The 21117-nt window shown below is 63.7% G+C and carries 17 protein-coding genes; 8 read left to right on the plus strand and 9 right to left on the minus strand.

What is annotated here, in order from left to right; genetic code table 11:
* Window positions 1-7: 7 nt before the first annotated feature.
* Both J2751_RS10670 and J2751_RS10675 read right to left on the minus strand, forming a co-directional pair.
* Entirely contained in the window at window positions 8-445 is a 438-nt protein-coding gene (locus tag J2751_RS10670) for a DUF7322 domain-containing protein (RefSeq protein ID WP_209485910.1), read from the minus strand.
* A 78-nt stretch (window positions 446-523) separates the two neighbouring features.
* Window positions 524-697 (minus strand): DUF7331 family protein, encoded by a 174-nt coding sequence (locus tag J2751_RS10675; RefSeq protein ID WP_209485911.1) that lies wholly within the window; start codon window positions 695-697, stop codon window positions 524-526.
* A gap of 172 nt (window positions 698-869) precedes the next feature.
* On the opposite strand from J2751_RS10675, the gene J2751_RS10680 reads away from it, so the two are divergent.
* The 6 genes from J2751_RS10680 to J2751_RS10705 all read left to right on the plus strand — a co-directional run bounded on the left by J2751_RS10680 (window position 870) and on the right by J2751_RS10705 (window position 9874).
* Entirely contained in the window at window positions 870-5018 is a 4149-nt protein-coding gene (locus tag J2751_RS10680) for a DNA polymerase domain-containing protein (protein ID WP_209485912.1), read from the plus strand.
* A 125-nt stretch (window positions 5019-5143) separates the two neighbouring features.
* Entirely contained in the window at window positions 5144-6061 is a 918-nt protein-coding gene (locus J2751_RS10685) for an ABC transporter ATP-binding protein (RefSeq protein WP_209485913.1), read from the plus strand.
* 52 nt (window positions 6062-6113) lie between these two features.
* Window positions 6114-7541, plus strand: a complete 1428-nt coding sequence (gene sufB, locus J2751_RS10690; protein WP_209485914.1) for a Fe-S cluster assembly protein SufB — start codon at window positions 6114-6116, stop codon at window positions 7539-7541.
* Window position 7542: 1 nt separating this feature from the next.
* Entirely contained in the window at window positions 7543-8757 is a 1215-nt protein-coding gene (gene sufD, locus J2751_RS10695) for a Fe-S cluster assembly protein SufD (protein ID WP_209485915.1), read from the plus strand.
* Window positions 8758-8910: 153 nt separating this feature from the next.
* Entirely contained in the window at window positions 8911-9396 is a 486-nt protein-coding gene (locus J2751_RS10700) for a ferritin family protein (protein ID WP_209485916.1), read from the plus strand.
* A gap of 46 nt (window positions 9397-9442) precedes the next feature.
* On the plus strand, window positions 9443-9874 hold the full coding sequence (locus J2751_RS10705) for a metal-dependent transcriptional regulator (protein ID WP_209485918.1): 432 nt from the start codon (window positions 9443-9445) through the stop codon (window positions 9872-9874).
* 15 nt (window positions 9875-9889) lie between these two features.
* Here J2751_RS10705 and prf1 read toward each other — a convergent pair whose 3' ends face one another.
* The gene (gene prf1, locus J2751_RS10710) at window positions 9890-11140 is read right to left on the minus strand and encodes a peptide chain release factor aRF-1 (protein ID WP_209485919.1); all 1251 of its coding nucleotides are present in this window, start codon (window positions 11138-11140) and stop codon (window positions 9890-9892) included.
* Between the two features lie 118 nt (window positions 11141-11258).
* Window positions 11259-13040, minus strand: coding sequence for an arginine--tRNA ligase (gene argS, locus J2751_RS10715; protein WP_209485921.1), 1782 nt, complete (start codon window positions 13038-13040; stop codon window positions 11259-11261).
* A gap of 136 nt (window positions 13041-13176) precedes the next feature.
* Here argS and J2751_RS10720 point away from each other — a divergent pair, with 136 nt between their 5' ends.
* Window positions 13177-13737: a rhomboid family intramembrane serine protease gene (locus J2751_RS10720; protein ID WP_209485923.1), complete on the plus strand. Its 561-nt coding sequence runs from the start codon at window positions 13177-13179 to the stop codon at window positions 13735-13737.
* 107 nt (window positions 13738-13844) lie between these two features.
* Here the strand turns inward: J2751_RS10720 and rpsJ are convergent, their stop codons facing one another.
* The 5 genes from rpsJ to J2751_RS10745 form a co-directional block, all read right to left on the minus strand.
* Complete coding sequence (gene rpsJ, locus J2751_RS10725; RefSeq protein ID WP_004048854.1) at window positions 13845-14153, minus strand: 30S ribosomal protein S10; 309 nt, start codon at window positions 14151-14153, stop codon at window positions 13845-13847.
* Between the two features lie 3 nt (window positions 14154-14156).
* Window positions 14157-15422: a translation elongation factor EF-1 subunit alpha gene (tuf, locus tag J2751_RS10730; protein ID WP_209485925.1), complete on the minus strand. Its 1266-nt coding sequence runs from the start codon at window positions 15420-15422 to the stop codon at window positions 14157-14159.
* A 236-nt stretch (window positions 15423-15658) separates the two neighbouring features.
* Window positions 15659-16645, minus strand: coding sequence for a homoserine dehydrogenase (locus J2751_RS10735; protein ID WP_209485927.1), 987 nt, complete (start codon window positions 16643-16645; stop codon window positions 15659-15661).
* Window positions 16642-17238 carry an amino acid-binding protein gene (locus J2751_RS10740; protein WP_209485929.1) on the minus strand — a complete coding sequence of 199 codons (597 nt, stop codon included), beginning with the start codon at window positions 17236-17238 and terminating at the stop codon, window positions 16642-16644. The genes J2751_RS10735 and J2751_RS10740 overlap by 4 nt, the downstream gene beginning before the upstream one ends.
* A 290-nt stretch (window positions 17239-17528) precedes the next feature.
* Window positions 17529-19718: an elongation factor EF-2 gene (locus J2751_RS10745; protein WP_209485931.1), complete on the minus strand. Its 2190-nt coding sequence runs from the start codon at window positions 19716-19718 to the stop codon at window positions 17529-17531.
* Window positions 19719-19901: 183 nt separating this feature from the next.
* On the opposite strand from J2751_RS10745, the gene J2751_RS10750 reads away from it, so the two are divergent.
* Window positions 19902-20546 (plus strand): bifunctional 4-hydroxy-2-oxoglutarate aldolase/2-dehydro-3-deoxy-phosphogluconate aldolase, encoded by a 645-nt coding sequence (locus J2751_RS10750; RefSeq protein WP_209485933.1) that lies wholly within the window; start codon window positions 19902-19904, stop codon window positions 20544-20546.
* Window positions 20547-21117 lie beyond the last annotated feature (571 nt).

The following is a 21117-nucleotide window of genomic DNA, read 5'->3' on the forward strand; positions in this document are numbered from 1 at the left end:
GAGGTCATTACCGTTCCGGGGCGTCGTCGTCAACGTCGGCGTCGAGATCAGGATCGGAACCCACCGTTTCGTTCGGATCAGCATCCATCGTCTCGTCCGGGTCGTCCGATCGCGACCGATCCCACGCACGATACGTCTGGTACGTTCGGATGCCGGCAAGCAGCCCGACGCCGAGGAGGGCGGGTCCGGCTCGGCTCCACCCCTCGAAGTACCAGACCATCGGACCTAGGAATACGAGGAGAACGGCGATGTTCGCGTAGATCACGGCGACGACGAACGCGCGAAGCGTGTCCTTGTCGACGTCGCCCGCGGACTCGAAGTCACCGCTCTCGTCGAACGTCTTGACCGAGGGCGCTTCGGGGATGTCCGGCGTCATCTCCCGCTCGGCGTCGGAACTCTCGCCGAAGGACACCTCGCCCTCGTTTTCCTCGTCGAATGGGAACACGGCTGAACTACGGCATGGCGAGTCAAAGGGGTTGCGCCCGGCATCAACGTCGATCACGGAGCGGTGTGAAACGTTCCCTCAGGCCGCGTCGACGAGTCGGACCGTTCGGCTCGCCTCGACCCACGCAAGGGGGTTCGTCGCGTCGAAGAGAACCACGTTTCCGTCGTCTTCATACGCCTCCACCTCGGCATCGACCGCATCACGGTCTCCCGAGCGGTGCGTCCCGTTCTCCCGGTGAGGGTTCGAGGGCATGGACCGTGGTAGGTCATGGCATAATATATGCCTTTCCGTGGACGGGCGTCCCGCTGATGCGGGTTCCGGAGGCCGATTCGACACGTCCGAGTCGCTGTCCCGTCACTCCTTTGAGGGGAACGGAACACGACCGAATGCCGAGTTTTTTAGCCGGGTACGCCGAAGCGTTTGTATGACTCAGTCGGGGCTTACGGATTTCTCGTCGTCCGAGAACGCGGACGACGGCGGCGGCACCGGCCGAGACGACCTCGCCGCCGCGGAAGCGGAGGTCGTCACCGGTGCGGGCGGGGGACGCGTCAGCAACGTGATCGATGTCGACGAAGCGAAGTTCCCGAACTCGACGGGCACCGTCGAGTTGATGATCACCCAGATCGACTACGCCATCGAGGGGTACGGGAGTGACGAGTACCCGGTCGTCCACGTGTTCGGGCGTCGTCCGAACGGCGGCAATCGCGATGACACCGGCGACAGCGACCGCGACACCGTCGAACACCTCCGCGTACTCGGCGTCGAGCCCTACTTTTATGTGCCGACCACGGATCTGGATATCGACCCCGTCGAGGAGTACGACGTCGTCATCGGGACGCGCGAGACGGACCCTAACGGCGACCCCTACGAGAGCATCCGTGGCGAGCCGCTCACTCGAATCGTCACCCGAACACCGCGCGATGTCGGGAGCATCCGCGACGACTTCACGACGACGTTCGAGGCGGACATCCTCTTCCCGAACCGGTTTCTGATCGACAACGGGCTCAACGGCGGGATCCGCGTCGAGGAGCGCCGACTCGATGACGAGGACGGGACAATCCAAGTCCACGAGAGGCACCTCGAACCCGCGGACGTCGACGCCGAGATGCGCGTGAACACGTTCGACATCGAGGTCGACGACCGCCGCGGCTTTCCGGAGGACGGCGAGGAGCCGATCATCTGTCTCACCAGTCACGACTCCTACGACGACGAGTACGTGATCTGGCTGTACGACGCGCCCGACGCGGAGGTACCACCGCCAGAGGAACTCCCCGACTACGAGGGGATCGTCGGCGACGGCGACGAGCTCGACTTCGAGGTCCGCACCTTCGAGGAAGAGGCCGCGATGCTCGACGCGTTCGTCGAGTACATCTCCGAGACGGACCCGGATCTCTTTACGGGGTGGAACTGTCTACCGGCGGATAGTCAAATTCTCAAAGCGGACGGGACCGTGCAACGGATCGAGGACGTGTGTGTCGGAGACGAAGTGATAGGGAGCGACGAGCAGCGGACGACGACCGCGGAGGTCACGAACAAGTGGGAGAGCGAAAAGGATATTCTTCGGTACAGGCTCGCGGACGGAACTGATCTCCGCAGTTCGGAGGATCATCGGGTGATGGTCGGTGACGATGATCAAGTCGACTGGAAGGAGGGAAGCGAGATCGACGTCGGGGACTATCTCCTCAAGCCGCGAAAATTGAACGTCGACTCGGAGCGTGTTCCGACCCTCAGTGACCTCGTTCCAATCGAATGCCAGCGGTTCGGAAGTAAAGAAGCGATCAAATCGTTTAAATCTGAACTCCCTTACGGTGCCGTTTCCGAACTTGCGGAGGAGTTTGATCTCGCCACGGGGACCCTACATCACCCGAAGACAGACGTCTGGACTCCGGAGCGCTGTCAGCTTGCGTCCGACCGGTACGACGTTGCCCTCCCTGACGGCGGACGGGAGTACCGCCGCACGCGGAACGACCTCGACAGAGAACTTACCGGCCACAAAATGTATCTCGCAGGGCTCGTTCTCACGGACGGGACGATGTCGCCCGAGGACGGAGTCCGTTTTTACAACACGCGCGAGGAGTTACACGAACAGTTCCCCGGTGAGACGCATCTCGAACCCGATGGAAAAGGATGCTACAAGCAGAACGTGCTGGACTACGCCCGGATGTACGCGTTCAACGGACTCGGAATTCCGTTCGGTGACAAAAACGAAGGAGAAGTCGATCTCTCGACGGTTTTCGAACTTCCAGAATCGCATATAGAACGGTTCTTGGCAGGAGTCATCGACGGGGACGGGAACGTTTCGTCTTCGGTGACCGTTGCGGCCGAAAATCGGTCCATCGGAGAGTGGTACGTGAAGTTATTCCGCCGGCTTGGAATCTACGCAGAACAGCGTGAGAACGTGGTTCGGGTTCCGGACGCAGAGCGTGAGATCCAGCGGCTCAGGGATCGGGTTCTCCCGCATCTCTCTCACTCGAAAAGGCGAGAGGCGATAAAAGCGCTGGACGGTGGAAAGAGTGGACGGAGCGAGAACATCCCGTACGCGCTCTTCGAGGCTGATACCGGCACTGACGAGAAGCGGATCGGCCGGGACAAACACCGCCGAAGAATTAATCTCAAACGGCACGAAACGACTCTCGACAAGTGGCCGGAGTACGTGTTTGTGGAGGTTGAGGACGTGGAGCGTGTCGGTACGGAGACGACCTACGACATCGAGACGACCACGCACAACTTCTTCGCAGATGATTGTCTCGTCCACAACTGCGAGGACTTCGACGTCCCGTACTTCTTCGACCGGATGGAAGAGCTTGATCCGGGAAGCGAGTATAATCTCTCGGTGGATCGGTTCTCCCGGATCGGCGAGGTGTGGCGCTCCGGCTGGGGCGGTCCCGATGTTAAAGGGCGGGTCGTCTTCGATCTGCTGTACGCCTACAAGCGGACGATGTTCACGGAGTTGGAGTCCTATCGACTCGACGCGGTCGGAGAGCGCGAGTTGGGAGTCGGCAAGGAGCGGTACGCCGGTGACATCGGGGACCTCTGGGAGCAGGATCCGGAGCGACTGTTGGAGTACAGCATCCGGGACGTGGAACTCTGCGTCGAGATCGATCGGGCGCAGGACGTGATCGCCTTCTGGGACGACGCTCGGAAGATCGTCGGGTGTAAGATCGAGGACGCAACGACGCCGGGCGACGCGGTCGACATGTACGTGCTCCACATGGCGTACGGGAACTTCGCGCTCCCCTCGAAGGGCCAGCAGGAAGCCGAGGAGTTCGAGGGTGGTGCGGTGTTCGACCCGATCTCCGGGGTTCGTGAGATGGTGAGCGTGCTGGACTTGAAGTCGCTATACCCCATGTCGATGGTGACGATCAACGCGTCACCGGAGACGAAGGTCGATCCCGAAACGTACGACGGAGAGACGTACAAGACGCCCACGGGTGTCCACTTCCGGAAGGAGCCCGACGGTATCATTCGGGAGATGGTCAACGAACTGCTCGACGAGCGTGAAGAAAAGAAGGCGCTCCGAAACGAGCACGACCCCGGAACCGAGGCGTACGAGCAGTACGACCGCCAGCAGGGAGCGGTGAAGGTTCTCATGAACAGTCTGTACGGCGTGTTCGGTTGGGACCGGTTTCGGCTGTACGACCGCGAGATGAGCGCGGGCGTCACTTCGACGAACCGTGAGGTGATCGACTTCACCGCCGACGTAACGAGCGAACTCAACAGAGAAGTGACATATGGAGATACTGACAGTGTTATGTTATCACTCGGTGATCTCTCGAAAGAGGAGGCCATCGAGAGCTCATTCGAGATCGAGAACCACATCAACGAGCGCTACGACGACTTCGCACGCGAGGAGTTGAACGCTGAGGACCATCGGTTCCAGATCGAGTTCGAGAAGCTCTACCGCCGGTTCTTCCAAGCGGGTAAGAAGAAACGGTACGCGGGCCACATCATCTGGAAGGAGGGGACGGACGTCGACGACATCGACATCACCGGCTTCGAGTACAAGCGCTCTGACATCGCGGGGATCACCAAGGAGGTCCAACAACACGTCATCGAGACGATCGTCACCGGCGACAACATCGACGAGGACATGGCCGAGATCACGACATACCTCTCGAACGTGATCGACGACTTCCTCGCGGGAAACCTCGACGTCGAAGAGGTCGGGATCCCCGGCGGAATCGGCAAGCGACTCGACGCGTACGAGACGCCGACCGCACAGGTTCGGGGCGCACAGTACGCCAACGAGATGTTGGGCACGAACTTTGGAAGCGGGTCGAAGCCGAAGCGACTCTATTTAAAAAAGGTCCATCCGGATTTCTGGGATCGGATGGAGGAGGAACGGGGTCTCGACCCGCAGCGTGGTGGACTATACGGGGAGTTCAAACGCGATCCGGACGTGATCTGTTTCGAGTACGCAGATCAGATACCGGAAGAGTTCGAGATCGATTGGGAGAAGATGCTTAATAAAACGCTTAAAGGGCCCATCGAACGGGTAATAGAGGCACTTGGAACCTCATGGGAAGAGGTCAAGACCGGGCAGGAGCAGACGGGACTCGGCTCGTTCATGTAAAGAGCAGAAACTCGTGTTTTTGACTCAGAAAGATTTGTTTTCAAAACCGTGGTTTTCGGCGGGTATATCCGAAAGCATTAACCGCCGGAACACCCATGTTCTTCGTACGAGGCTCAACTACACAAATGGCAACTCTCGAGATCAGCGACCTACGCGCACGGGTAGCGGAAGAGGACGGAGAACGGATCCTTCGAGGCGTCGACCTCGAAGTCGATTCCGGCGAGATACACGCGCTGATGGGTCCGAACGGCTCCGGGAAGTCGACGCTGGCGAAAGTGATAGCCGGCCACCCGGCCTACGAGGTCACCGGCGGGAACGTCACGCTCCACCTCGACGAAGCGGACGTCGCCGATATCGACGCGGAGCTTGACGACGACGACTACCACTGGGAGCTGCTGGAGCTAGAGCCGAACGAGCGCGCCGCGCTCGGTATCTTCCTCGGCTTCCAGTACCCCGCGGAGATCGAGGGTGTCACGATGACCAGCTTCCTCCGTCAGGCGCTCAATGCTAAGGCCGAGGAGCGCGAGGAGCTGTTCGAGGACGAGGAGGAGGAAGAGGCCGCGGACGAGGACGACGCCGGCTACGAGACCTCCCCGATGGAGGGTCCTGCCGACGACGGCGACATCGGCGTCGCCGAGTTCCAAGAGATCCTCTCGGAGAAGATGGAGCTGCTCGACATGGACGAGAAGTTCATGCAGCGATACCTCAACGCCGGCTTCTCGGGCGGCGAGAAGAAGCAGAACGAGGTTCTCCAAGCCGCGATGCTCGAACCCGCGGTCGCCGTGCTCGACGAGATCGACTCCGGGCTCGACATCGACCGGCTTCAGGACGTCTCGAAGGGGATCAATGCGCTCCGCGACGAGCAGGGCACGGGCGTCCTCCAGATCACCCACTACCAGCGAATCTTAGACTACGTCGAGCCCGACCACGTCCACGTAATGCTGGACGGACAGGTCGTCAAGAGCGGCGGCGCGGAGCTCGCCGAGAAGCTCGAGGACAAGGGGTACGACTGGGTCCGCGAGGACGCGTTCGAGGCGGCGTAATCGATCGTGATTACTCAACAACCATATACGACCGGAAACGAAACCTAACGACATGAGTTCACAAGACCATCTGAAGGAGACCGACACCGAGGCTCGTTTCGAGTTCAAGAAGGAGGAGAACTCCGCATTCAAAAGCGAGAAAGGCCTCACCGAGGAGACGATTCGCGTCATCTCGGAGGACAAAGACGAGCCGGAGTGGATGCTTGAGCGTCGCCTGCGCGCACTCGAACAGTTCCAGGCGATGCCGATGCCCACCGACTGGCCCGAAGCACCCGATCTCAGCGAGGTCGACATCGACGAGATCGTCCCGTACATCCGGCCCGACATCGACGTCCGCGGGGGCGTCGACGACTGGACCGACCTCCCCGACGACATCAAGGACACGTTCGACAAGCTGGGCATCCCCGAGGCCGAGAAGAACGCGCTCTCCGGCGTCGGCGCCCAGTACGAGTCCGAGATCGTCTACCAGAACATGCAAGAACAGTGGGAGGAGAAGGGCGTGATCTTCTGTGACATGGACAAGGCCGTCCGTGAACACGAGGAGCTCGTCAAGGAGTACTTCATGACCAAGGCGGTCCCCCCGAGCGACAACAAGTTCGCGGCGCTTCACGGCGCGATCTGGTCCGGCGGCTCGTTCGTCTACGTCCCCGAGGACACGACGGTCGAGATGCCGATACAGGCGTACTTCCGGATGAACTCGGAGGGTATGGGCCAGTTCGAGCACACGCTCATCATCGCCGAGGAGGGCTCCGAGGTCCACTACATCGAGGGCTGTTCGGCACCCAAGTACTCGGCGTTCAACCTCCACTCAGGCGGCGTCGAAGTGTTCGTCGGCGAGGACGCGCACGTCCAGTACTCGACCGTTCAAAACTGGTCGAAGAACACGTACAACCTGAACACCAAACGCGCCATCGCAGAGAAGGGCGGCCGGATGGAGTGGATCTCCGGCTCGATGGGGTCGAAGGCGACGATGCTATACCCCTCGACGATCCTGAAGGGTCGCGGCGCGTCGGACAACCACATCACCATCGCCATGGCCGGCGAGGGGCAGGACATCGACACGGGCGCGAAGGTGTACCACAACGCGCCGAACACGAAGTCCACGATCGAGTCGAAGTCGATCGCGAAGGACGGGGGCCGCACGAACTACCGCGGCCTCGTCCACATCGCTGACGGCGCAGAGAACTCCTCGACCGCCGTCGAGTGTGACGCGCTGATGTTCGACAACGAGTCGACGTCGGACACGATGCCGTACATGGAGATCAACGAGTCGAAGGTCGACGTTGCCCACGAGGCGACCGTCGGCAAGATCGGCGACGAGGACATTTTCTACCTCCAGTCGCGCGGTCTCGACGACGACGACGCGAAACAGATGATCGTTTCGGGCTTCATCGAGCCCATCACGGAGGAGCTGCCCATCGAGTACGCCGTCGAGCTCAACCGGCTCGTCGAGCTCGAGATGGAGGGCTCGCTCGGATAACATGAGCACGAAAGCAATAGAGAGCCTCTCGGAGGACACGGTACGACGAATCGCGGAGGAACGCGGTGAGCCCGAGTGGCTCCTCGAAACTCGTCTCGACGCCCTCGAAGCGCTGGAGACGGCGAAGCTACCGGACGTGATCCAGACGCCCGGCCGTCGGTGGACCGATCTGGAGGCACTCGACTTCGAGCAGTTAGTCGACCCGCTGAACCAGTCGGACACGACCGAGCGTGCTGGCGGCGATGACGACGTCGTCGTCCTACCGTTCACCGAGGCGTTCGACGAGTACGGCGAGCTGATCGAAGCGCAGTTCGGTAGCGTTCTCGCACCTGACGAGAACTACCTCACCGCGCTGTCCGTTGCGCTGTTCACGACCGGTACGTTCGTCTACGTCCCCGAGGGCGTCGACGTCGAGGACGTGACAGTACGGGCGGAGATGAGCTCCCGGTCGCTGTTCAGTCAGACGCTCGTGGTCGCTGAGGAGTCGTCGTCGGTGACGATCCTCGAATCGATCACGTCGGCGGACGACGATGTCGACGGGGATCGATACTTCTCGAACCTCGTCGAGGTCGTCGCGGGCGAGAACGCGAACGTCCAGTTCGGCTCGCTCCAGAACCTCGACGAGGAGACGTACACCTACGCGCTGAAGCGCGGCGTGACAGACACGTACGCGACGATCGACTGGATCGAGAGCAACTTTGGCTCGAAGCTCACCCGGTCGGACGTGGAGACGGAGCTGGCCGGCGACGGCTCGGAGAGCCAGATCGTCGGGACGTTCTTCGGGACTGACGACCAGCACTTCGACATCAACGCCCGAGTGTGGCACGAGGCCGAGCACACGACCGCCGACCTCGTCACGCGTGGCGTGCTCGACGACGTCGCTCGCTCCGTCTACGAGGGCGTACAGGACGTCGGCGAGGATGCGTGGAACACGTCCAGCTACCAGCGCGAGAACACACTAATGTTATCGGATGACGCCGAGGCGGACGCGTCGCCGAAGCTGATCATCCACAATCACGACACCGAAGCGTCTCACTCGGCGACAGTCGGACAGGTCGACGCCGAGGACCTGTTCTACCTGGAGAGCCGATCGATCGACTCGCGGACGGCACGGAACATGCTCGTTGAGGGCTTCTTCGTCCCCGTTCTCGAAGAGATCGCGGTCGACGAGTTCCGGGAGGACGTTACGGAACTCGTCTTCGAGCGCCTACAGTAGCGGATCCTTCCGTTCGCGTTTTCGGCGTCGATGTAGATCGGTCCGATTGAGCCACTTCGCGGCGTATCGTCGATCCGGCGAGGGAACGGCTTAAGTCACGGAAGACCCGAGCGGAGGGTGTATGCGAACGGACGTATCGGTCGGGTGGTCGCCGTGAGCGTCGGTCAGCGGGTGACGACTGACGACCAGCTCGCGCGCCTGCTCCAGATCGGGATCGTACTGGAGGAGGTGGTCGAGGCACGGGCGTACCATCACTACCAAAGCCTCGACGAAGCGCTCGACGAAGAGATCGAGACGCTTCTGGAGGACGCCGCCGAGGAGTCGGCCGATCACCGGGAACGGCTGGAAACGCTCATCGACGGGCTCGGCGTCGACAGCGTCCCGTTCGACGAGATAGAGTCGCTCGTGGACGCCAGGTACGGTCGGACCAGACCCGAGGACTTCGACGGCGTGTTGTACGACCAGCTGTGTAACGAGGAGACCGCCTACAAGTTCTACGACGACCTGATCGAGGCGATCCACGAGTCGGACGCGGACTTCTCGGTCGACCGCGAGGAGCTACTGGACACGTTAGAAACGATCCGTGAGGAGGAGTCGGAGGGAGTGCGTGAGGTCACGGAGGTCATGGAACGACGATGAACGCCACGAGAGCGCCGCCGGAGAGCGGTAGCGACGGAGGGAAAGCGTGAACACCGCGGACCAGTATCTCAAGACGATATACGTCATTCAACAGGGGACGGACGGGCCGGCATCGACCGGAGGCATCGCGGACGCCCTCGACGTCAGTCCGGCGAGCGCGAACGAGATGATCGGAAAGCTGGAGTCGCGCGGGCTCGCCGAACACGAGAAGTACAAGGGGGTCCATCTCACCGACGACGGCATCGTTCGCGCTCGCGAGGCGCTACAGACCTACTGTATCATCGAGCGCTTCCTCGCGAACGTCCTCGCAGTCGAGGAGTTCAGAACGGAGGCACGCGAGTTGGAGGCGGTAATCGACGGGACGGTCGCCGACCGACTCGACACGATCATCGACAGGAAACCGGAGTGTCCGGACTGTTTCGACCCGGAGACCGACGCCTGCGCGTGTCTGGAACTCGTCTCGAACCCACCGGAGTGACGATCGGCGAAAGCGTCAGACGCCCGTCGAGTACCGCAGAATTCCGGCGACGCCGCCGAAGGCGTCGAGCAGCTGTTCCCCCTTCTCGAAGTCGGTGGAAATGAACTTCGTCTCCGTCCCGCGCTGTTCGGCGATCGCCATCAGGTGTTCGATGACGTCCTCGCGCTCCATTACTTCGGCTTCCTCGCCACACTCTTCACACTCGTGGGTCGGCGTCGAGTGACGGGCGTCGACCACCTCGTACTCCTCGTCGCCGTTCGGACACTCGTAGACGATCACGTCCGACCGGAGGTCCTCGGAGATGAGCAGCCGGTCGACCGATCCCATGATCAAGTTCCGGCGGGTCTGTTCGAACCCGTAGGTGGCCTCCTCGCCGGTGTTTAGATTCTCGAAGAACTCCTCCATCTGGCGTTTGTCCTCGACGATCTCTTGGTCGGCGAGCGCCTCGCTCGCGTTGTCGACGAGGTCCTTCAGCCCGGACTCGTCCGTGTACGCGACGTCGAACTTGCCGAGCACCTTGTCCCGAAGCTCGTGGTGAAGATAGTCGCCGTCGAGGAACTCGTCTTTCGTCGGCGACGGCCCACCGACGAGGATGCCGTCGAGCTCGTGACGCTTGTCGACGAACAGGTCGTCTGCCATCCCCGCGACCTCCTGATAGAAGTTGTCGATGGCCTCCAGGCGGAGTCGGGCGAACCGCTGTGCGGACTGGCCACCCTTCCGCTGCTTTCCGGGGACGAGCGACGACGCGGACTTGACCGGCTCGATCCGTTTACCCTTCAACCACCCGACGTTGGCCTCGCGACGGTCAAGGACGATGAGTCCGAACAGCCCCGAGTCTTCCAGCATGTGTTCGAGCGGCTCGGTGAGAAACTCCGAGTCACAGTGATACCGGAACGACTCGACGGGCTGGGGTGGCGACTCCAGGGTCCGAGTGACCATGTCGGTCTGGCCACCGCCGGCGTCGATCGCGCCGGAGAAAATCACCATCCCGTTGTCGGGCGGGAACGTATCGTAGTAGCGGAGTCGGTCCTTGATGCTCGTTAGCGCGTCCTGGACGTTCGTCCGGGTCTGTTTGGACTTGATGTTGGCCGCCTCGCTGTGCTCCTGTGTGACGTGGGCGACCACGTCGGAGATCTGCTTGTCTTCCGGGATGTAGATGGTGACGAGCTGGGTACCGGAGCCCTCGTACTCCGTGAGCTCCTCGATGACCTTGCGGAACTCGTATTTCCGCCGGTCCTCGCTCGTCTTCTGGGCGTCGCTACTCATTACCTACGATACGGCCGGCTCCGTGTAAGTAACCTTTGACCTGTGCGTCGAACGGCGCGGTTCGTTCGGAATCACGGAGCGAGGGGGTCTCTCCCGACCAGTTACGTGAACTCGACGGTCACATCGACTCCGGGGCCTCGACGCCGAGCGCGTCGAGCGCGTTCGCCATCGTGTGGCGGGCGGCGGCGACGACTGCGAGCCGCGCGTCCCGCAACTCGTCGCTTTCGGCGGTCAACACGGGACACTCGCGGTAGAACGCGTTGTACGCCTCGGCGAACTCGCGGGTGAACGTGGCGACAGTGTGCGGCTCCAGGTCCTCGGCGGCTGACTCGATGACGGCGGGGAAGCGCGCGACTTCCCGGAGGAGTTCGCGAGCCGCGTCAGTTTCGAGGGCCGCCACGTCGACGTCGACGGGGTCCGAGACGCCCGGAACGGCGATCCCCGCGCTTTCAGCCTCGTCGAGTATCCCGCAACACCGGGCGTGGACGTACTGGACGTACGGGGCCGACTGTGCCTCGAAGTCGAGCGCCTCCTCCCACTCGAAGGTGATCGCCTTCGCCGGCTGTTTGGAGACGATGTCGTAGCGAACCGCGCCGATCCCCACCTGATGCGCGATCCGCTCTACGTCCTCCTCGGTGAGGTCATCGTCGCGGATCCGGTCGTCCATCCGGCTTTCGACCGCCGCCCGGGCGCGATCGACCGCCTCGTCGAGTAAGTCGTCGAGCATCACGCCGGTCCCCTTCCGAGTCGACATCTTCCCCTCGGGGAGGTTGACGTACGAGTAGATGACGTGACCCAGTTGGTCGACGTCGTTACCGAGGAGTTCGAGGGTCGCGTCGAGCTGGTCGGCCTGTAGCTTGTGGTCCTCGCCGAGGACGGTCACCGCGCGATCGTAGTTCTCGAACTTCCACTCGTGGTGAGCCAGATCGCGGGTCGTATAGAGGCTCGTGTCGTCCGACCGGAGGAAAACGAGGTTCTTGTCGATCCCCCAGTCGTCGAGTTCGAGCTGCCACGCGTCCTCTTCGTAGACGGCGTACTCCGTCTCCTTGAGCCGATCGGCCACGTCGTCGGTCGACCCGTCGAGCATGAACCGCGTCTCCTTGACGAACTCGTCGAACTCGGCCGGGAGCCGTGCGAGACAGCCCTTCATCCCGCCGAGTACCGCGTCGACGACCTCACCGACGCGCTCGTAGGTCGCCTCGTCGCCCCCCTCCAGCCCCTGAAGGATCGCCGATATCTCGGCTTCCGCGGCCTCAACGGCGTCCGGGTCGGCGTTCTCCAGAAACTCGTTTCCCTTGCGGTAGTAGCGGACGAGGTCGTACTCGACGCGGTCGCGGGCGGGCTCGTCGTCCAGATCGTCCTCGTCGAACGTCTCGTAAGCCCACGTGAACACGGCCATCTGTCGGCCTGCGTCGTTGACGTAGTAGTGCCGGTCGACGTCGTAGCCGGCATATTCGAGCACGTTCGCCACGGCGTCGCCGACGATCGGGTTCCGGGCGCGCCCGACGTGGACCGGTCCCGTCGGGTTCGCGCTCGTGTGCTCGACGACGGTCGTCGTATCGCGGTCGGGCAGGCTGCCGTACGCCTCGTCGTCGGCCGCCGATCCGAGGGTGTCGGCGAGGTACCGCTCGCCCGCGTGGAAGTTGACGTACGGGCCAGCGGTGTCGACGTCGACGAGATAGTCGTAGCCCTCGACGTCGACCGCGCCGGCGACGTCGCTCGCGACGTTCGGGGGCGCGTCGCCGACGACGCCGGCGAGCCGGAAGGCGACGCTGGAGGCGAGCGTCGCATCCATGTCGTCGGGCGGGCGTTCGATACCGAGGTCGTCGGTCGGGAGGTCGAGGCTCGCGAGCGCGTCGGCGAGCGCCGACGACACCTCCGACCGGAACTGCCTGAACATACCGGCCGTTCGGTACTGGGGGTAATAGGCCCTTCCGAACCGACTCGCTCCCCGTGGCCGCCGGCCGCCACCTCGAACGGTTCGAGACGGTCGGCTGCGACCGGAGTTAAGAGGCTTGGGCACGTACCCCACCCCGATGCGTGCCACGCTTGAGACGCTCGCGATCGTCTGTCTCGTCGGCGTCGTCCAAGCCGGCTTGAGCGTCGTCGGCCTCGCGTGGGTGTTCGCGCTGTCGACCCCCCTGTCGGTCGCCCCGTGGACCGTCGTCACGAGCGTCTACGCGCACGGCTCCGTCGGCCATCTGCTGGCGAACGCGGTCGGGCTCCTGCTTCTCGGCCCGCTCGTCGAGCGCCGGACGACCCGCCTCCGATTTCACGCCTTTATTATCGCGTCCGGCGGACTCGCGGGCGTCGCACAGGTCATACTCGGTGGACTCGCGGGCGCGTCGCCCGCGGTGCTCGGGATCAGCGGCGCGGTGTTTGCGCTTGGCGGCTATCTACTCGCCGGCAACGCGGTCACAACCACCCTGTTCGACCGACTGCGACTCACGCCGCGTACACAGTTCGCCCTCTTCGCAGCGCTCGCAGTCGTCTTAACGCTCGTGACCGCCGCGCCGGGCGTCGCGCTGATCGCTCACGCGACTGGTGCGTTCGTCGGGCTCACCGCCGGGCGAGCCGGAGTGCTGGACGCGCGATGACCCGGTCGAACCGAGACTAGAGACACCGTCGATCGAACGGTCGAGACGGCCGCGGCGCTACCGGAATAAAAAAACGAAGAGGGCGTCCCGCGGAGTTGCCCTAGCGCTTAGTCTTCGAGAACGATCTCGATGCTGACGTCGTTGGGCACTTGGACGCGCATGAGCTGGCGGAGCGCACGTTCGTCGGCGTCGATGTCGATCAGACGCTTGTGGACGCGCATCTCCCAGTGCTCCCACGTCGCCGTCCCCTCACCGTCCGGGGACTTTCGCGACGGGATCTCGAGCGTCTTCGTCGGCAGCGGGATCGGGCCCGACAGGGCGACTCCCGTCGAGTCCGCGATCTCGCGGACGTCGTCGCAGATGTCGTCGAGGTCCTCGGGGCTCGTGCCGGCGAGGCGGACGCGTGCCTGCTGCATCGATTATCGCTCGTTGACTTCGAGCACCTTGCCGGCCGCGATGGTCTGACCCATGTCGCGGATGGCGAAGCTGCCGAGTTCCGGAATCTCGCCCGAGGGCTCGATGCTGAGCGGCTTCTGCGGGCGGATAGTGACGACCGCGGCGTCGCCGGACTTGATGAAGTCCGGGTTCTCCTCGGCGACCTCGCCCGACGAGGGGTCGATCTTCTGGTTGATCTCCTCGATCGTACAGGCGACCTGCGCCGTGTGGGCGTGGAAGACCGGCGTGTAGCCGGCGGTGATGACCGACGGGTGCTGCATGACGACGACCTGCGCCTTGAACGTCTCGGCGACGCTCGGCGGGTCGTCGGCGGGACCACAGACGTCACCACGGCGGATGTCGTCCTTACCGATGCCGCGGACGTTGAACCCGACGTTGTCGCCGGGACCGGCCTGCGGCACTTCCTCGTGGTGCATCTCGACCGTCTTCACTTCGCCGCCCACGTCGGACGGCTGGAAGGAGACATTGTCGCCCGTGTTTAGCATTCCGGTCTCGACGCGTCCGACGGGGACGGTCCCGATACCGGAGATGGTGTAGACGTCCTGGATGGGGAGCCGAAGCGGCGCGTCCGTCGGCGGCTCCGTCTCGGGCAGGTCGTTGAGGGCTTCGAGCAGCGTCGGCCCGTCGTACCAAGGCGTGTTCTCGGACTCCTCGGCGATGTTGTCGCCGTCGAACGCCGAGATGGGGATGAACTTCGCGTTGTCGGTCTGGAACCGGACCTGGTTGAGAAGCTCCTTGACCTCCTCGACGACCTCGTTGAAGGTGGACTCCTCGTGATCGACGACATCCATCTTGTTGACGGCGATGATGAGTTCGTCGATGCCCAGCGTGCGGGCGAGGAACACGTGTTCACGAGTCTGTGGCGCGACGCCGTCGTCGGCCGCGACGACGAGCACCGCGTTGTCTGCCTGCGAGGCACCCGTGATCATGTTCTTCACGAAGTCACGGTGGCCCGGACAGTCGACGATGGTGAAGTAGTACTCGTCGGTGTCGAACTCCTGGTGGGCGATATCGATCGTGACGCCACGCTCGCGCTCCTCGGCGAGGTTGTCCATCACGTAGGCGAACTCGAAGCCGCCCTTGCCTTTTTCTTCTGCTTCCTCGCGGTGCTGCTCGATTACGTGCTCGGGGACGCTCCCCGTCTCGAAGAGGAGTCGGCCCACGAGCGTGCTTTTGCCGTGGTCGACGTGGCCGATAATGGCCAGATTCTGGTGCGGTTTGTCACTCATGGGGTAATCACGCGCTAAGGCGTTGTGTGAGTACGTTTTCGGTTGATCCCACTAAAACGGTTTCGATACGGTCCACAGACCATGACAACGCCGTACAGTGGTTCTTGCCACCGCACCACACGGAACGAGTTTAGAACACTCGACAGGGCGAGACGATCCGGCGTAGAACCGTGAAGACACCTCATACACCCGGCAGCGGTCGAAACACGCTGGGCGCTCCGTTGCCCGGTCAGTCGCTATTCGAGCCGACCGACGTCCCCGAGCACCGCACTCGCGGTCTCCGGACCGCCCGCACCACGTCCGGAGATATTGAGCCGGCCGGCATGGGAGGTCTCTATCTGAACAATGTTCTGCGTCCCGGAGACCGCGAGGGTTCCGTTCTCGGGGACGAGGCGGGGCGCGACGCGAACCGTCTCTCCGGTGGCCTCGCCGATCAGTCGGACCGTCCGACCGTCCTCGGCCGCGAGTCGGAGCGCGGAGCCGGGCACGTCTCGGATCCCCTCCACGTCGGCGTCATCAAGCGTGAACTCCCGCGCGTCAGTGGGGTCGTCGGCCGCACCGAACGAGAGTACGTTCGCGAGGATGACGCATTTGAGTGCGGCATCAGTCCCATCAACGTCGAAGGCGGGGTCGGCCTCGGCGACACCGAGATCCTGTGCCTCCGCGAGCACGTGATCGTAGTCGAGCCCCTCGGCCGCCATCCGAGTGAGGATGAAGTTCGCGGTCCCGTTGAGGACGCCGCGGACCGCGGTGACGTGTCCCGGTTCGATGTCCTCGACCGTCGAGACCGCGGGTATCGCTCCGCCGACCGTCGCCTCGAACCGGATCTCGCCGTCGCTGTCGTCGACGGCCGCTCGCAGGTCGGCGAATCGCTCTGCGACCGGCCCCTTGTTCGCCAACACGGCATGGCGGTCGCGATCCAGCGCGGAGACGACGTGGGAAAATCCGGGTTCCGCGTCCCCGAGCGTCGTCGGCGTCGCCTCGACGAGGACGTCGTAGTCGGCCGCCAGTGCGTCCTCGGGATCGTCATCGCCGACGATCCCGGACTCCGCTTTCCGAGTCACGACGGCCTCGGCGTCGATCCCGTGATCCCCCCCGTTCGCCCCGTCCGCGACGACCGCGGTCGAGGAGTCCGCGACTGCGACGACCTCGTGGCCGTACTCACCGGCGAGGTCGACGACCGATCGGCCGACCGCGCCCGCACCGATGACCGCGAGTCTCACGCGTCCACCCCCGTGAGCGGCTCGACGAGACGTAGCCCCTTCTCCTCCGCGAGCTCCCGGACGGCCGCGAGCGCCCGCTCCGTCTCGCCGGCGCGCGCTTCCAGTCGAAGCCGCGCGCTCGATGCTTCCTCGGTACCCTGAGGGGCGGCAAGCGACACGTCCGCGACCGACGCGGACGCACAGCCCTCGATCCGCGAGAGCGTGTCGGACAGGTCCGTATCGATGAGGTGCCCGAACAGAAGCAGCGTCACCTCCTCGGCGTATCGCTCCGTGCCAGCTTGCATCACGTTCACGCCCTCGCTTCGAAGGGCCTCAACGATCCCCTCGAACCGGTCTTGGGTTGCTTCGAAGTCGACTTCGACCGGGATCCGACCGCGGGGCGTCTTGTTCCCCCGCTCGTGGTAGATCGAGAGGAGGTTGCCGCCGTTGTTCGCGATGGGATGGAGTGCCGCGAGCAGTTGCCCCGGCTCGTCCACGAGTTCGAGCCGAACCGTGTGTGTCGAGGGGGTCGCTTCGGCGTGTCCGCCATCGGCCGACGGATCCCCGTCCTCTTCCTCCGAGGCGTTCGGTGACCCGTCTCTCGCGTCGCTCACGCCGACACCCCCGAGTGACTGTTGTTGCTCGTGGCATCGCACATGCCGTTGCTCGCGGCATCGCACGTCGCTCGACACGCTCCTGTAGTCGGCGCGGAGCGACCGCATGCTGGCTCCGTTCCGATGCGCCGAGCGGGAGTCGTGCCCGTCTGCATGTTCGATAGGAGTCGGGCGATGAGGTATAAGCCTTCGGCGATGGCAGGCGTTGCCTTTCTTTATCCCGTGTCAACGAACGGCACAGTTCACGGGTCGAGGGAAACGGAAGAGAAACCGCGACCGCGACGACCGAACTAGATGTAGTCGATCGACGACGGCAGTTCCAGCTTCATTCCCTTGCGCTCGCGGATCTCCATGATCTTCTCGCGCTGGAGGTTGTCAACGAGCACGCGGAAGCCCGCGTTCTCGGTGTTCCACGACGCGCGACCCTCGGTAGCCGAGCGGATGTCGGAGGAGAAGCCGATCATCTCCTCGACGGGCGCGATGCCCTCGACGACCATGAGGTCACCCTCCTGGTACATGTCGTCGACGCGGCCGCGACGACCCTGAATCTCGCCGGACGCCGCACCCATGTGCTCCGAGGGTACGTCGATCCGCACGTCCTGGATCGGCTCCAGCAGGCGGACCTCGCCGTCGATCAGCGCGCGGTGGATCGCGTCGCGGACTGCGGGGATGACCTGTGCTGGACCCCGGTGAATGGTGTCCTCGTGAAGCTTCGCGTCGTGAAGCCGGAACAGCGAGCCCTGCACGGGCTCGGCGGCGAGCGGCCCGTCGTCGAGCGCGCCCTGAAGCCCCTCCAGAACGAGCTCCATCGTCTCGTTGAGGTGCTGGATACCCTTCGTGTCGTCGATGAGGATGTTCGTCCGGTGGATGTCCTCAACGTTCTGGGAGGTGTCCTTGTCCATGCCGGCCTCTTGGAGCGCCTCGCGGCGCTCCAACTCGGGCATATCCATCGAGACCTCGCCGAGCTGGATGGCGTCAACGATGTCCTGCGACATCGGCTCGACGGTGATGTAGAACTTGTTGTGCCGGTTCGGCGACTGTCCCTCGACCTCGCGGGACTCCTCCTGTGGCTGTTCACGGAAGACGACGATCGGTTCGCCGGTGATGACCGGAATGCCCTGGTTGTCGCGGATACGCTGGGTGATCACTTCGAGGTGGAGCTCGCCCTGCCCGCTGATGAGGTGCTCGCCCGTGTCCTCGTTGATCTCGATCTGGATCGTCGGGTCCTCCTTGGCGACCTGCTGGAGCGTCTCGATGAGCTTCGGCAGGTCGTCCATGCTCTGTGCCTCGACGGACTTCGTGATGACCGGCTCGGAGATGTGCTCGATCGACTCGAACGGCGTCATCTCCACGGAGGAGACCGTAGAACCGGCGATGGCGTCACGCAGTCCGGTGACGGACGCGATGTTGCCGGCCGGGACGCGGTCCACCTCCTCGCGTTCGCTCCCCATGAAGAGCCCGACGCTCTGGATCCTGTTTTTGCCGGCGGTCCCGGAGACGTACAGCTCCTGGCCCTTCTCCAGCGTCCCGGAGAAGACGCGGCCCGTCGCGATCTCGCCCGCGTGCGGGTCCATGGAAATGTCGGTGACCATGAAGACGACCTCGCCGTCCTCGTTGACCATCCGCATCGTGTCGGCCAGCTCCGATTCGGGATCGCCGCGCCAGATGCGCGGCACACGACGGGGCTGCGCGTCGACCGGGTTCGGGAAGTGCTCACAAACCATGTCGAGCACGACGTCCGACAGCGGCGTACGCTCGTGAAGCTCGTCACGCTTGTCGTTCCGTTCGAGCTCCATGATGTCGCCGAAGTCCATGCCGGTCCGCTGCATCGACGGCATCGAGACGCCCCACTTGTACAGCGCGGAGCCGAACCCGACCGTGCCGTCCTCGACGGAGACGGTCCAGTCCTTGGGGATGTCGTCCATGTTCTCAGCCATGCCGCGGATGAGCTCGTTGACATCGGCGATGACCGACATCAGCCGTTCCTGCATCTCTTGGGGCCCCTCCTGTAGCTCGCTGATGAGGCGGTCGACCTTGTTGATGAACAGCGTTGGCTTCACGCCCTCACGGAGCGCCTGCCGGAGCACCGTCTCCGTCTGAGGCATCGCGCCCTCGACGGCGTCGACGACCACCAGCGCGCCGTCGACCGCGCGCATCGCGCGGGTGACGTCGCCCCCGAAGTCGACGTGGCCCGGCGTGTCGATGAGGTTGATGAGGTGGTTGGTGTCCTCGTACTCGTGGGTCATCGAGACGTTCGCCGCGTCGATGGTGATTCCCCGCTCCTGCTCGTCCTCCTTCGTGTCCATCGCGAGCTGCTCGCCCGCGGTGTCCTGGGAGATCATGCCGGCACCGGCCAGCAGGTTGTCTGAGAGCGTCGTCTTTCCGTGATCGACGTGGGCGGCAATGGCGATGTTCCGGATGTTCTCCGGCGTGTCCATCAGCCGCTGACATTCTTGAACGATCTTCTTGCGTCGGCCCATTATACCGGTTGTTACCGATAGCAGGGTCAAAAGGGTAGTGTTTCGTCGCGGGCGGATCGGCGGTATCGACCCGGAATCCGGTCGGTTTCGTGACGTGGACTCGCACGGACCACCCCCAACCACCGCCGACGGGAGCGAGCCGCGTCCACCCGTATTTAAGTCGCCGCTCGTGAAGGGGGCCGTATGAACGAGACGTTCTCGCGACTCGTCGACAGCGGAGTCGTCGCCGTGTTACGCGGCGTCGAGGCCGACCAGCTCATCGGGATCACGGACGCGCTCCGCGAGGGCGGCGTCACCGCCGTCGAGATCACCGCGGACACGCCCGACGTGGGCGAGAAACTCGGCGAGGTCGCGGGGTCGTTCGGCGACGAGGTCGTCGTCGGCACCGGGACCGTCCTCGACAGCGAGACCGCCAGAGCCACGCTTTTGGCCGGCGCGGAGTTCGTCGTCTCCCCGAGCCTCCACGAGGACGTCATCGAGACGTGTAACCGCTACGGCGCGGTCTCCGCCCCCGGCGTGATGACCCCCACCGAGGCGATCCGCGGCTACGAGGCCGGCGCGGACTTCGTGAAGGTTTTCCCCGCGAAGACCGTCGGTCCGTCCCACCTCGGCGCCATGAAGGGCCCGCTCGGCCAGATCCCGATGATGCCGACCGGCGGCGTCGGCCCGGACAACGCGGCGGAGTATATAAACGCCGGCGCGTTCGCCGTCGGCGCCGGCGGCGCGCTCGTCGACTACGACGCCGCCGCGCGCGGCGACTACGACGAGATCACCGAAACGGCCCGCGAGTTCGTGCAAGTGGTCGAGGACGCGCGCGACGACGACTGAAGCGGCGATCTATTACTGAAGCGGCGATCTATTTATAAGTCAAAAGAGGGCGGCAGGAGCGGTGGCGTGCCTGCGAGCGGTCGCCATCGGCGACCGCGAGGCAGCCCGCGAGGGAGTCGGACCGGCGCAGCAGCGCCGGTCCGACGAGGCTGGGGAGGCGTGAGGTGCGGTTGCGGGGCGGGGTGGGACTCAAAGGGGCAGTCGCGAGGACGAAGGCGCGGGACACAAGGACCGCAAGGAGCGAGCAGTGGGGAACCGAAGGTCCCTCTGGCAGCCGGCGGCAGAGCCGCCGGCGACAACGCGAGCGACTGAGGACCGCAGCGACCGCACCGAGTTCTCGCGACTGGGGCTTTGGAAGTGTTCATCATCAGACCGGGAGCAGCTATTTATAAACGATCGACGGTACCGATCACTGCGTAGAAACGCGTAGAAAACGCCTAACAAACCCGATATCCTATATAAAGTCCGCGATGCCTGCGTGCTTCCAAGCGAAGTGTGAATTCGATCCGTCTGTTTGTGAGTGATTGCTGAAAGATAGCGACACTAAAACGCCGTTGCTTCGCTTGAGCGA

The organism is Halorubrum alkaliphilum (assembly GCF_017873815.1).
Taxonomy (GTDB): Archaea; Halobacteriota; Halobacteria; order Halobacteriales; family Haloferacaceae; genus Halorubrum; species Halorubrum alkaliphilum.

Excerpts from the sequence above, each read along its gene's own strand:
- J2751_RS10675 (WP_209485911.1), bottom strand. The coding sequence starts at position 697 with ATGCCCTCGAACCCTCACCGGGAGAACGGGACGCACCGCTCGGGAGAC.
- J2751_RS10680 (WP_209485912.1), top strand. The coding sequence starts at position 870 with ATGACTCAGTCGGGGCTTACGGATTTCTCGTCGTCCGAGAACGCGGAC.
- J2751_RS10685 (WP_209485913.1), top strand. The coding sequence starts at position 5,144 with ATGGCAACTCTCGAGATCAGCGACCTACGCGCACGGGTAGCGGAAGAG.
- sufB (WP_209485914.1), top strand. The coding sequence starts at position 6,114 with ATGAGTTCACAAGACCATCTGAAGGAGACCGACACCGAGGCTCGTTTC.
- sufD (WP_209485915.1), top strand. The coding sequence starts at position 7,543 with ATGAGCACGAAAGCAATAGAGAGCCTCTCGGAGGACACGGTACGACGA.
- prf1 (WP_209485919.1), bottom strand. The coding sequence starts at position 11,140 with ATGAGTAGCGACGCCCAGAAGACGAGCGAGGACCGGCGGAAATACGAG.
- argS (WP_209485921.1), bottom strand. The coding sequence starts at position 13,040 with ATGTTCAGGCAGTTCCGGTCGGAGGTGTCGTCGGCGCTCGCCGACGCG.
- J2751_RS10720 (WP_209485923.1), top strand. The coding sequence starts at position 13,177 with ATGCGTGCCACGCTTGAGACGCTCGCGATCGTCTGTCTCGTCGGCGTC.
- rpsJ (WP_004048854.1), bottom strand. The coding sequence starts at position 14,153 with ATGCAGCAGGCACGCGTCCGCCTCGCCGGCACGAGCCCCGAGGACCTC.
- tuf (WP_209485925.1), bottom strand. The coding sequence starts at position 15,422 with ATGAGTGACAAACCGCACCAGAATCTGGCCATTATCGGCCACGTCGAC.
- J2751_RS10745 (WP_209485931.1), bottom strand. The coding sequence starts at position 19,718 with ATGGGCCGACGCAAGAAGATCGTTCAAGAATGTCAGCGGCTGATGGAC.
- J2751_RS10750 (WP_209485933.1), top strand. The coding sequence starts at position 19,902 with ATGAACGAGACGTTCTCGCGACTCGTCGACAGCGGAGTCGTCGCCGTG.